The organism is Lentzea sp. CC55 (assembly GCF_021056325.1).
Lineage (GTDB): Bacteria > Actinomycetota > Actinomycetes > Mycobacteriales > Pseudonocardiaceae > Lentzea > Lentzea jiangxiensis.
On the sequence record NZ_JAJCXE010000022.1, the window covers coordinates 841,559 to 853,010 of the forward strand.

The 11,452-nt window shown below is 68.5% G+C and carries 9 protein-coding genes and 1 pseudogene; 2 read left to right on the forward strand and 8 right to left on the reverse strand.

Annotated elements, in window-relative coordinates:
• Window positions 1-114: 114 nt before the first annotated feature.
• The gene (locus tag L6E10_RS19965; protein WP_236220982.1) at window positions 115-1,635 is read right to left on the reverse strand and encodes a sodium:solute symporter family protein; all 1,521 of its coding nucleotides are present in this window, start codon (window positions 1,633-1,635) and stop codon (window positions 115-117) included.
• Between the two features lie 422 nt (window positions 1,636-2,057).
• On the opposite strand from L6E10_RS19965, the gene L6E10_RS19970 reads away from it, so the two are divergent.
• Window positions 2,058-3,893, forward strand: a complete 1,836-nt coding sequence (locus L6E10_RS19970; RefSeq protein WP_090103539.1) for an acyl-CoA dehydrogenase — start codon at window positions 2,058-2,060, stop codon at window positions 3,891-3,893.
• Window positions 3,894-3,966: 73 nt separating this feature from the next.
• On the opposite strand, the pseudogene L6E10_RS19975 reads toward L6E10_RS19970, so the two are convergent.
• Window positions 3,967-4,989 (reverse strand): annotated as a pseudogene (locus L6E10_RS19975) (Cmx/CmrA family chloramphenicol efflux MFS transporter); the annotation flags it as partial.
• Window positions 4,990-5,161: 172 nt separating this feature from the next.
• On the opposite strand from L6E10_RS19975, the gene L6E10_RS19980 reads away from it, so the two are divergent.
• Entirely contained in the window at window positions 5,162-5,608 is a 447-nt protein-coding gene (locus L6E10_RS19980; RefSeq protein ID WP_236220984.1) for a hypothetical protein, read from the forward strand.
• Here the strand turns inward: L6E10_RS19980 and L6E10_RS19985 are convergent.
• The 6 genes from L6E10_RS19985 to L6E10_RS20010 all read right to left on the reverse strand — a co-directional run bounded on the left by L6E10_RS19985 (window position 5,598) and on the right by L6E10_RS20010 (window position 11,381).
• The gene (locus L6E10_RS19985) at window positions 5,598-6,389 is read right to left on the reverse strand and encodes a DUF1206 domain-containing protein (RefSeq protein ID WP_236220985.1); all 792 of its coding nucleotides are present in this window, start codon (window positions 6,387-6,389) and stop codon (window positions 5,598-5,600) included. The genes L6E10_RS19980 and L6E10_RS19985 overlap by 11 nt on opposite strands.
• Window positions 6,390-6,434: 45 nt before the next feature.
• Entirely contained in the window at window positions 6,435-8,234 is a 1,800-nt protein-coding gene (locus L6E10_RS19990) for a VanW family protein (RefSeq protein WP_374237104.1), read from the reverse strand.
• A gap of 282 nt (window positions 8,235-8,516) precedes the next feature.
• Window positions 8,517-8,837, reverse strand: coding sequence for a co-chaperone GroES (locus L6E10_RS19995; RefSeq protein ID WP_176960089.1), 321 nt, complete (start codon window positions 8,835-8,837; stop codon window positions 8,517-8,519).
• A 9-nt stretch (window positions 8,838-8,846) separates the two neighbouring features.
• Window positions 8,847-10,712 (reverse strand): NHL domain-containing thioredoxin family protein, encoded by a 1,866-nt coding sequence (locus tag L6E10_RS20000; RefSeq protein WP_236220987.1) that lies wholly within the window; start codon window positions 10,710-10,712, stop codon window positions 8,847-8,849.
• Window positions 10,712-11,113: a DUF4259 domain-containing protein gene (locus tag L6E10_RS20005; protein WP_236220988.1), complete on the reverse strand. Its 402-nt coding sequence runs from the start codon at window positions 11,111-11,113 to the stop codon at window positions 10,712-10,714. The genes L6E10_RS20000 and L6E10_RS20005 overlap by 1 nt, the downstream gene beginning before the upstream one ends.
• 31 nt (window positions 11,114-11,144) lie before the next feature.
• Window positions 11,145-11,381: a hypothetical protein gene (locus L6E10_RS20010; RefSeq protein WP_236220989.1), complete on the reverse strand. Its 237-nt coding sequence runs from the start codon at window positions 11,379-11,381 to the stop codon at window positions 11,145-11,147.
• Window positions 11,382-11,452: the final 71 nt, after the last annotated feature.

The window sequence follows — 11,452 nt, forward strand, 5'->3', positions numbered from 1 at the left end:
TCTCCACTGTGCATGCGGGTGGAGCGGGAGTCTCGTGACGATGACGCACGCCACGGCACCCCCACGTGTGACTCGCGGCGGCGACCCTGGTCGGGTGCGCCGCCGCGAGGATCATCAGGAACGAACGGCTCGTTCGGGTGCCGTGTCGGGCTCGTCTGACTTCAGCGAGTCGATCAGGGCGTCGCGCTCCCGGGACGGTTCCGGCTTCGCGAAGCCGATCACCAGGTACAGGACCAGCGAGACCAGCAGCGGCGTCGAGACGATCAGGGCCTGCGAGACGGCGAAGTCCTTCAGGAACTGCTGCTCGACGTAGAGGAACACCCAGGTGGCGAGGCCGCCGACGGTCGACGACAGCGCTGCCGTGGGGCCGATCTTGCGGAACCACGGGAGCAGGCCGAGCATCAGCGGGATCGCGATCGGGCCCATCGTGGCCGCCACGAGGGCGATCACGACCTTCAGCACGAAGCCCTTGGTGTCCGCGGTCAGGGCGATGGTCATCGACAGGCCGATGAACGCGAACGTGGTGATGCGCGCCAGTTTCAGCTGTGCGTCCGCGCTCATCGAGAGTGCGCCCTTCCACAGTCGCGGAAGGATGTCACGGGTGATGACGGCGGTGATGACGTTGGCGTCGGAGGAGACCATCGCCATCGTGTGCGAGAAGAAGCCGGCGAGGACGAGGCCCACCATGCCCGCGGGGAGCATGGCCTTGCCCATCTCGACGTAGGCCTGTTCGGCGTTGGCCTCCATGCCCGGCACGATCAGCGGGGCGGCCCACATCGGGAAGAACAGGATCAGCGGCCACACGAGCCACAGCGCGGCCGAGAGCAGGGCAGAGCGCTTCGCGGCGAAGCCCGACGGGGCCGCCATGTAGCGCTGGGCCAGGTTCCACATGCCGCCGTTGTACTCGAGCGTCTTGATCAGGAAGAGCGCCATGAAGAACGTCAGGGTGTAGGGGCCGGTCAGCGGGTCGCTGTGGCTCTCGGGGAGCTTGTCCCAGATCGTCCACATGAAGTCGATGCCGCCGAAGTGCGAGGCGACGGCGAAGAACATCGCGAAGCCCGCGAGGCCCTGGATGATGAACTGGCCGAAGTCGGTCAGCGCGTCGGCCCACAGGCCGCCGAGCACCGAGTAGACCATCGTGACGATGCCGACGAGCGCGATGCCCCAGCCGATCGGGACACCGGCGAAGCCCTGCAGCAGCAACGCGACGGCGACCCACTTGGCCGCGATGTCGACGACCTTCAGACCGGCACCCGCCCACGCCATGACCTGCTGCGTCGGGACGTTGTAGCGGATGGCGAGGTACTCGAGGGGCGACTTGACGTCGTGCTTCGACCGCAGCCGGTTCCAGGCGGGCGCCCAGAGGAACGCGCCGATGCCGACACCGATGCCGATCGTCAGCGACCACCAGATGTAGACCGTGAGGCCCAGCCGGTACGCCTCCGCCGCGAACGCGACGAACATGACGGCGCTGTACCCGGACATGTGGTGGGAGATGCCGGACAACCACCAGGGCATCTTGCCGCCCGCGGTGAAGAAGTCGGCGATGTTCTTGACCCGCCCGCGTGACCAGAGGCCGATTCCGACCATCACCACGAAGTAGCCGGCGACCACGACCCAATCGAGGCTTTTCATGTGACCTCCAAGCGTGCACACACGTGTGCCCGCGAGAGCGCACCAGGCCTCGGGCGGCGGAACCTGGCACATCCCGCACGGGATATGTGACGTAGGTCTTACGAGACTGTTGCGGTGGGACGGAAGACCTTGGGCTGTCTTGAATCACATTCGTGACCCTTGTTCATCCACATGAACAGAACGAGGTCGGGTGCGACCCGATCCGGCTGCTGGTTGAACGCCTACCGGTTGCGCTTCTGATCGACTGCCGCGTTCGCGCGAGCGGTCTCCCCGCTCGCTCATGTCCGGTTCAGGGGATGTGGAGGAGTGTCTCTTTCGCCACCACCGAGTGGTCGGCCTTGCCGAGGTTACTGTCGAGTAATACCCTGTTGTTACCGGTCAGTAGGCGACCCCGCCGCGACCCTGAGGAGTGAGCTGACGAGATGGGCCACTACAAGAGCAACGTCCGGGATCTCGAGTTCAACCTGTTCGAGGTCTTCAACGTGCAGGACCACCTCGGCACGGGGCCGTTCGAGCAGTCCGACGAGGACACGGCGCGCAGCGTGCTGGCCGAGGTGAAGAACCTCGCGGAGGGTGTCCTCGGGGACTCCTTCGTCGACGCCGACCGCAACCCGCCGGTGTTCGACCCGGCGACGCACTCGGCCACCCTGCCGGAGTCGCTGAAGAAGTCGTACCAGGCGGTGTGGGACGGCGAGTGGTACCGCCTGTTCCTGCCGAACGAGCTGGGCGGCTTCGGCACCCCGCCGTCGGTCACGTGGGCCGCGTCCGAGCTGCTGCTCGGGGCGAACCCGGCCGTCTACATGTACCTGGCGGGTCCGAGCTTCGCGACGGTCGTCTACAACAACGGCACTGAGCGCGACAAGCAGTGGGCCCAGCTGATGATCGACCGCGGCTGGGGCGCCACGATGGTGCTGACCGAGCCGGACGCCGGCTCCGACGTCGGCGCCGGCCGCACCAAGGCCTTCAAGCAGGACGACGGCAGCTGGCACATCGAGGGCGTGAAGCGCTTCATCACGTCCGCGGACCAGGACCTGACCGAGAACATCATGCACATGGTGCTCGCTCGTCCCGAGGGCGAAGGGATCGAGGCGAAGCCCGGCACCAAGGGCCTGTCGCTGTTCCTGGTGCCGAAGTTCCACTTCGACCCGCAGACCGGTGAGCTGGGCGAGCGCAACGGCGCCTTCGTCACCAACGTCGAGCACAAGATGGGCCTCAAGGCGTCCACCACGTGCGAGCTGACCTTCGGCCAGCACGGCGTGCCCGCCAAGGGCTGGCTGCTCGGCGAGGTGCACGACGGCATCGCGCAGATGTTCGACGTCATCGAGTACGCCCGCATGATGGTCGGCACCAAGGCCATCGCGACGCTGTCGACCGGCTACCTGAACGCGCTGTCGTACGCCAAGGAGCGCGTGCAGAGCGCCGACCTCACGCGCATGACGGACAAGACCGCCCCGCGCGTCACCATCACCAACCACCCGGACGTCCGCCGCAGCCTGATGCTGCAGAAGGCGTACGCCGAGGGCCTGCGCGCCGTGTACCTGTACACCGCGACCCTGCAGGACAAGGTGATGCTCGGCGGCGACGACGCAGAGCTGGCCGCCAAGGTCAACGACCTGCTGCTGCCGATCGTCAAGGGCGTCGGCTCGGAGCGCGCGTACGAGCAGCTCGCGCAGTCGCTGCAGACGCTGGGCGGCTCGGGCTTCCTGCAGGAGTACCCGATCGAGCAGTACATCCGCGACGCGAAGATCGACTCCCTGTACGAGGGCACCACGGCCATCCAGTCGCTGGACTTCTTCTTCCGGAAGATCATCCGCGACAAGGGCCAGGCGCTCGCCTTCATCAACGGCGAGATCCAGAAGTTCCTCGACAACGAGGGCGGCAACGGCCGCCTGAAGGAGGAGCGCGCTCTCCTGAAGCAGGGCCTGGAAGACCTCCAGGGCATGCTCGGCGCCCTGGTCGGCTTCCTGACCACGTCGCAGGAGGACGTCCGCAACCTCTACAAGGTCGGCCAGAACTCGGTCCGCCTGCTGATGACCGCGGGTGACGTCCTCGTCGGCTGGCTGCTGCTGCGCCAGGCCGAGGTCGCGCTGGAGAAGCTCGGCGGCACGCCGTCCGCCAAGGACAAGGCGTTCTACGAGGGCAAGATCGCGGTGGCGTCGTTCTTCGCGAAGAACGTGCTGCCGGAGCTCACCTCGCGCCGCAAGATCGCGGAGTCCACGGACAACGCGCTGATGGACATCGACGAGAGCGCTTTCTGAGCGTCTCACCGACGACGGGCCCGTGCACCTCCTGCCCGAGGTGCACGGGCCCGTTTCCATTGCGTCAGAAGAACAGCGGACCGACCGCGGCACCGACGTTGAACGCCGCCGTCGCGTAGGAGCCCGCCATCGTGGGCGCACCCGACGCGTGGTGCAGGACGCGCGCGATCAACGTACTGCCGACCGCGAACGAGAGCGCCCCGAGCACGAACACCAGGCACAGCAACGTGACCGGCTCCCTGCCCAGCACGTCGAGGCTCGTCCAGCCCACGACGGCCAACGTCCCGCCGAGCGCCACGACCGGACGCGGTGACGAGTCGGCCAGCCTGCCCGCGGCGGTGACCCCGACGAACGAGCCGACGCCGAACAGCACGAGCGCGACCGGCACCCACCACTCGCTCAGCCCGGCACCCGCGACCACCGGCGCGAGGAACGTGAAGTGACCGAACGTCACCGCGTTCACGACGACCGCGAGCGCGATGACGAGCACCAGCACCGGTTTGCCGAGCTCGGAGAGCTCAGGGCGCAGGGCGGGCGGCGCGACGCGCTCCCGCCTGGCCGGGACTCCGCGCAGGACACCGATCGCCGCGGGCACGCAGAGCACGGCGACCGCCAGGAACGTCGCACGCCAACCGAACGCGGTGCCGAGCAACGACCCTCCCGGCACACCGGCGATCGTGGCCACCGTGGTGCCGGACAACAGCACGGCGAGCGCCCGCCCACGCCGGTGCGGCGGCACGAGAACAGCGGCCGTCGTCAGGGCCACGGCGAGAAACCCGGCGTTCGCGAGTGCGGCCAAGACCCTGGAAACCAGCAACAGCAGGAAGTTCGTGGTGATGGCACCTGCCACGTGCGCCACGAGGAACACGACGACGAACCCGAACAGGCTGGTGCGCGGCGACCACGTGCGAGCCACCACCGCCATCAGCGGTGCGCCGACGGCCATGCCCGCGGCGAACGCGGAGGTGAGCAGGCCGGCGGTGCCGACAGGCACGCCGAACTCGGCCGCGATGGACGGCAGCAGCCCGGCGAGCATGAACTCGGAGGTGCCCATGGCGAACACGGCCAGGGCGAGCAGGTAGAGCGAAAAAGGCACGGAAGAGCTCCGGAGGACTGAAGGGTTTTCGGGGCTGACGGCTAGACCGCAGACCCGACCTTCGCTGCCTCAGGGCTCGACATGACCGATACGTTAGCGCGAACCCCTCACCGGGTGCAGCTTGACTTCGTTGTCAGTTGACAGGCCCTCGTTCGGAATCAAAAATTGCCTGGTGGCCCTGTACCTGCTGATGGTGTGCGCGATCGCCGGTGTCGCGGTGCTCGCGACGCTCGTCGTGCGCCGCGTGAAGAACCGGCAGCGGCGCCAGGACGCGCTGTGGTCCGGGTACCGGCGGCACATGGACGAGCTGCGCGAGGCGTCACCGGGAGCCGAGCTGGCCAGGGTCGCGCAGGTGCACCAGAGAGCGGAGCACGGCACCAAGGCCGTGATCACGTGGGAGCGGACCCGGGTCGAGCAGGAGACGTGGTTCGAGGGGACCGACCTGGACCCCGGCGACCTCCTGCTGCTGCGCGGAAGCCCGGGCTGGGGGCCGGACGCCGGCAGTCCCAACGTCTTCTACGTGGCGCCGGGTCAGGTGCTGTCGCTGATGACCGTGGAGGCGCAGGAGGCCGCGGCCCGGCATCAGCACAGGCGCGCGGCCACCGACGTCACTCCTTGACAGCGCGGGCAGCGGCGAAGCAGTAGACGCCGAACGCGGCGATGCCGATCGCGACCGCTGTCAGCAGGAACATGCCGTAGGGCTGTGCCGCCAGCGTCTTCAGGGCCTTGTCCATGCCACCGGACTGCTGCGGGTCCGCGTTGACGGCGGCGAGTCCGACGAGGACACCGATCACCGCGTACGCCGTGCCCTTGCCGATCCAGCCGATCCTGCCCACCGGCTCGATCCACGACGGCGCGCGGCTCATGTCGAGGTCCTTCTCGAAGGACTTCTTGATGCCCTTGTAGATGATCACACCGGCGATGGAGAGGATGCCGATCGCGACGGCGCCGACGATGAACTGGCCGCCGGGCCAGGAGAGCACCTGCGCGGTGAGCTCCTGCTGCTGCTGGTTCTGGTTGCCGGAGCCACCGGACCCCGTCGCGTACTTGAACGCACCGTAGGCGATACCGGTCGCCGTGACGGCGCGGGCCGCGGAGCCGATGCGCTTGGAGATCCGCTTGCGCTTCTTGTCGATGTAGGTGTACCCGACGAACGCCAGGAGCAGCTGCCACAGCGCGAAGCACACCAGCCCGATCGCCAGCGTCCACAGCAGCCACGGACCGGCCTGGGCGATGTCGCTCAACGCGCCTTTCGAGTCGGCCTGTTCGGAAGCGCCGAACGCGACCTGGATCGCGAGCCACGCCACCAGGACGTGCACGACCCCGTACAACACCATCCCCGCGCGCCCCAGCGTCTGGACGACGGGGTGTCTTCGCGCCTCTTGCGCAACAGTGGCCACGAACGGGTGAATACCCGCGCGTGGCCACCGTGAACCAGCGTTCTGTCAGCTGCCGGGCGGCGGCGGCTCGCAGATGATCTTGAACTGCGGGTCGTACTTCACCGTGCGCGACTCGGTGCGGGACTGGCCGTTGCGGCGGTCCGTTATCGTGCGCGTGTCCGTCACGGAGAAGCCGGGCGAGCCGTTGCTCGGCGTGCAACCGGCCTTGTTGACCTTCTTCTCCTGCGGCTGCGTGGGGGCGAACTCACCGCTGGTGGAGCCGGTGACGTCGTAGTTCTTGGTGCCCCACAGCACGATCTTGATCGACGAGGGCGTCCAGATCGTCTGGATCGCGACGCCCGTGTCGTCCGGGTTCGTGAAGGCGATGTCGATCACGCTGTTGCCCGCGCCGTCCATGAACACGGTGGCCTCGCGGCCCTTCGGGTACCGCGTGATCCAGTAGCTGTGCTCCCGGTGGCCCGCGTCCTTCATGCCCGCGTAGTAGTACGCGTTGTAGAGCGTGGTCGCGAACTGCGAGATGCCGCCGCCGACCGCCTGGCCGGGGATGCCGTTCTCGATGATGCCCGACTCGACGTAGCCCTGCGCGGTGCCGCGCGGACCCGTGTACTTGTTGAGGCTGAACGTCTCCTTGGGCTTCACGATCGCGCCGTTGACCTTCTCGGCGACGACGCGGATGTTCACGCCCGAGGCGGGGGTGAAGCCACCGGTCTGGAACTCGCCGATGACCTCCTTGATGCCCATCTTGTTCGCCTGCTCGGTGGTGACCTTCGCGGGCGTGTGCTTGTACTCGAACTTGATCTCGCGGCCGTCGGTCTTCTTCAGCGTGTCGAAGTACGGCTGGAGGTTCTTGTCCCAGTCGAGGTCGAGGCCGTCCACCGAGGGCTTGACCGTCGGCCTGCCGCCCTCGAAGACGATCTGGGCGTCCTTGCCCTCCTTGACCGTGTCCTTGAGCTGCGGCGCCGTGACCTCGGCGAGCTTGTCCTTGTTCGGCGTCACGTCCAGCGCGCCGCCCTCACCCGGGGTGAACGACAGCGTGGTGCCGATCTGCTCCGGGGTGAGCGTCGCGTCCTTGCCCTCGCCCTTGATGACGACCGGACCGGAGACCGCGGTCTTCACGATCTCGTTGAGCGCCTTCTCGACGCCCTCCTTGGTCGTCTTGACCGCGGTGAAGTCCATCGGGACCTCGACCGGGTCGCCGGACGCCCAGTTCGCGACGACGGCGCTGACGGCGCCCTCGGTCTTGAGCTTCTGACCCGCGTGCGGCTCGACGGCGACGGGGGTGGCGCCCTCGAACCTGATGGTGCCCTCGACGGGCTCGTGGTCGAGCTTGGGGCGCATGGCCTCCAACGCGCCGGAGACCTTCGCGTCGTCGGCCTTCGTCGCGACACCGACCTCACGGCTCGTGAAGAACGAGGTGACGCGGGTGATCGGGCTGAGCGGCTGGCTGCCGGCGCGGTCGATCGTGCTGTTCCAGTCGAGCTCGAGGCCCGCCGCCTTCGGGTCGAGCTCCGCGGTGACGTCGCCCGCCTTGAGCGCGACGGGCTTGCTCAGCCGGGGACCGATCTCGTCGCGGAGCTTCTTCTCGGCCTCGTCGTGGGCCATGCCGCCGACGTCGACGCCCGCCACGGTCACGCCGCGCGGGACGTTGCCGCTCGAGACGAGGATGTCGAGGCCGTAGAGCAGCCCCAGGGCGCCGATGGCGGCCGCGGCCACGATCAGCGCCTTCTTCTTCGTGTTCTTCTGCTGTGCCTCGTCCGCGCCGGGCTCGATCATCACGGGCCCGTGGACGCCGGAGTCCTCCGGCCGGGTCAGGGGCTGCGGCTCGGGCGGCGCCACCGGCTTCATGTACTCCGTGGCGTCCTCGCCTGCCGGGAACCCGACGCCGGGCACGGCCGCGGTGACGGTCGGCTCGTTCGAGTCGGGCTCCTCAGACGGCCAGGCCTCGGTGGAGGCGTCCACCTGGACCGGGGTCAACCTGGTCGTCTGCTCGGAGGACGTGCCGCCGGGACCCACCGGAGGCATCGCTCTCGTCTTGTCAGCGTCGTACGGCACAGCTCTCCCCGTTGCCTGTCTCTCCTGAGGTGGCATATGTGTGCAGCTATCAGGCGCAGATCACGAATCGGCGGCTCATAGGTACAGACCAGTACCGTGCTCGGTCAGCTCGGTCGCCACCGCGTGGAGATCGCGTTCCCTGATCACGAGGTACGTGGTGCCCTGCACCTCGACCTCGAACTGGTCCTCCGGGTTGAACATCACCCGGTCGCCGACCTTCACGTGGCGCACTCCGGTACCGACTCCGAACACCTCACCCCACGCCAACCGCTTCGCCATCTGGGCCGTAGCGGGGATCACGATGCCTCCGCTGGAACGCCGCTCGCCGTCCTCCGGCGAGATGCGGACCATCACACGGTCGTAGAGCATCTGGATCTCGAGCTTGACATCAGGCACCAGCAGAGTCTACGTGGCTTGCCCAGCTCCCTCGTCCATGCCGCCCATCAGCAACGGCAGACGGGTAGGTGCATCGGCAACCACTCGGACGGGAACCCCCCAGTCCTGCCTGGTCAGACGGCAGACCGGGTGTTCGTCGGCAGGATCGTCACTGCAACTGGCGGCCTGCGCTACGACGTGCAGAACGCCGTTCGTGACCTGATCGTTGATCCGCAACGCCCGTACCAGTTCGGTGCTGACGCCCGCACCCTCGAGGATGAGCTCCGGGGGAGAGCTCGTGATCTCCAAACGCGTCGAGGGGCCGTACCTCTCGTCCAGCTTCGTCCCGGTCGGCGGGGTGAAGACGACCGCGAGCTCGAACGCCCCGGACGCGATGTCCGTCGACGGCCGCTTCACCTCGTGGGCGGCACCGTCGATCCTGGTCGCGGACGCCGCGAACCGCTCCAGGCGGTGGGCGGCGCTCGCGACGACGACCAGCTCACCGTCGACCAGCAGCGCGTCGGACGGCTCGGCGACGTCCGTGGCGATGGTCGTCAGCGTCCGCGTCGCGGGGTCGTAGCGGCGGACCGCGTTGTTGTAGGTGTCGCTGATGACCACCGAGTGGTCGTCCAGGACCGTGACGCCCAACGGGTGCTGCAGCAGCGCCTCGTCCGCGTCGCCGTCCTTGTGCCCGAACGCGAACAGGCCCTTGCCGATGACGGTGTGGACCTCGCCGTGCTCCAGGTAGCGCAGCGCGCTCGTCTCGGAGTCGACCATCCACAGCCGGTCGCCGTCCGCCGCGAGCCCGGACGTCTGCGCGAAGAAGGCGCCCTCGGCCGGCCCGTCGTTGATGCCCTCGACGGTGGTGCCGGCCAGGCGGCGGACGGTGCCCGCCTCCGGGTCGAAGAAGCCCAGCGTGTGGTTGCCGGCCATGGCGATGGCCACGCCGCCGTTCCACCACGCCACGTCCCACGGGCTCGTCAGCTCGATCTTGTCCGCCGGGCCGTCCGTCTCGCCGTCGCGCCACTGCTCGCCGGTGCCCGCGAGCGTCCTGACCTCGCCGGTGGCCAGGTCCAAGCCGCGGAGGAGGTGGTTGACCGTGTCCGCGATGACGACGTCGTAGCCGTGGGTGTTCGGCACCAGCGCGAGGCCCGCGGGCTCGGAGAAGGTCGGTGACGTGCCGTCCTGCCTGCCGCGCTCGCCGGTGCCGATGCGGCGGACGACGGTCTCGCCGTCCGCCTCGAGCTCGACGATGCTGTGGTGGGCAGAGTCGCTCACCAGGATCGTGCCGCTGGGGGTGACGACGGCCTTGGCCGGGAAGCGCAGCGTGGTGCTCGCCGGTTCCGGGGCCCGGTACGGACCGGAACCGCGGTGCAGCGTGCCCTTCCCGTCGTGCTCCGCGACCAGCTCGCCGATGACGGTCCTCAGCGCCTCGACGTGACCCTCACCCGCGGCGACGTGCACGACGTAGCCCTCGGGGTCGACGAGGACCAGCGTCGGCCACGCCTTCACGGCGTAGTTCTGCCAGGTGGTGAGCTCCGGGTCGTCGAGGACCGGGTGGTGCACCTCGTAGCGCTCGACCGCGGCTGCCAGGGCGTCCGGGTCGGCCTCGTGCACGAACTTCGGCGAGTGCACGCCGATCGTGACGAGGACGTCCTCGAACTCCTCCTCCAGCGGCCGCAGCTCGTCGAGGACGTGCAGGCAGTTGATGCAGCAGAACGTCCAGAAGTCGAGCAGCACGACCTTGCCGCGCAGGTCCTTCAGGCTGACCGTGGCGTCACCGGTGTTCAGCCAGCCGCGGCCTGCGAGTTCGGGGGCACGGACACGGGCACGGCGCTTCACAGTCGTCACGGCCGTATCCAACACTGTGGACGGTCGTGCTGTTCCGGCGTCCATCAGGTGAGAAGGACGGCCTTGAGCTCGTCGATGCCTTCCCGCCACTTCGGACCGTACCCGGCCTCGTCCCACAGCTCGAGCAGCTCCGATTCCGGCGCCAGCACGCGGTCCAGCGCCTGCACGGCCAGAGCGCGCACCTCCGGCGAGAAGGCGGGCATCGGCACGCCCGGACCGTACGCGGTGGTGACCGGCGTGCCGCCCGGCAGCTGTGCGGCGATCAGCGCGGCCGAGGCCACCGCCTGGCACGCCTCGTCGCTGTCGAGGAACTCGTCGGACTCGATCGTGCTGGTCAGAGCGGTGCGGATGATGTTCTCGCGTTCGGTCTCCGACGCCTCGCGCAGTGCGGCCGAGAAGTCCGCGGCGCTGTCGTTGTCGAAGTGGCCGATGTCCCAGGTTCCCATGCCGGTGATCTTCGCAGCCGCCACCGACAATTCACGGCAGCCGCAGTCCCGGCTTCTCGCCGCCGGTGAACCGGGCGCCGCGGAACGACACCTCGCCGCCGTTGAACTCCGCGCCGTCGAACGTGAGGGCGACGACATCGCCGATGCCCGCGACGACGGTCAGCGCGACCTTGATGACGTCGAGACGACTCGTCGGCGCGGTGGGAAGTCCCAGCGCCGTCCACAGCAGTGCCGCCGCGAGGGCGAAAGCCGTTGGGCCGATCAGCACAACGAGGACGAGATGCCTTCTGGTCGACCGAACCAGGCCGGAATCCACATGGTGGACGTCAACCGCCCGGC

Excerpts from the sequence above, each read along its gene's own strand:
- L6E10_RS19965 (WP_236220982.1), bottom strand. The coding sequence starts at position 1,635 with ATGAAAAGCCTCGATTGGGTCGTGGTCGCCGGCTACTTCGTGGTGATG.
- L6E10_RS19970 (WP_090103539.1), top strand. The coding sequence starts at position 2,058 with ATGGGCCACTACAAGAGCAACGTCCGGGATCTCGAGTTCAACCTGTTC.
- L6E10_RS19990 (WP_374237104.1), bottom strand. The coding sequence starts at position 8,234 with ATGAAGCCGGTGGCGCCGCCCGAGCCGCAGCCCCTGACCCGGCCGGAG.
- L6E10_RS20000 (WP_236220987.1), bottom strand. The coding sequence starts at position 10,712 with ATGGACGCCGGAACAGCACGACCGTCCACAGTGTTGGATACGGCCGTG.
- L6E10_RS20005 (WP_236220988.1), bottom strand. The coding sequence starts at position 11,113 with ATGGGAACCTGGGACATCGGCCACTTCGACAACGACAGCGCCGCGGAC.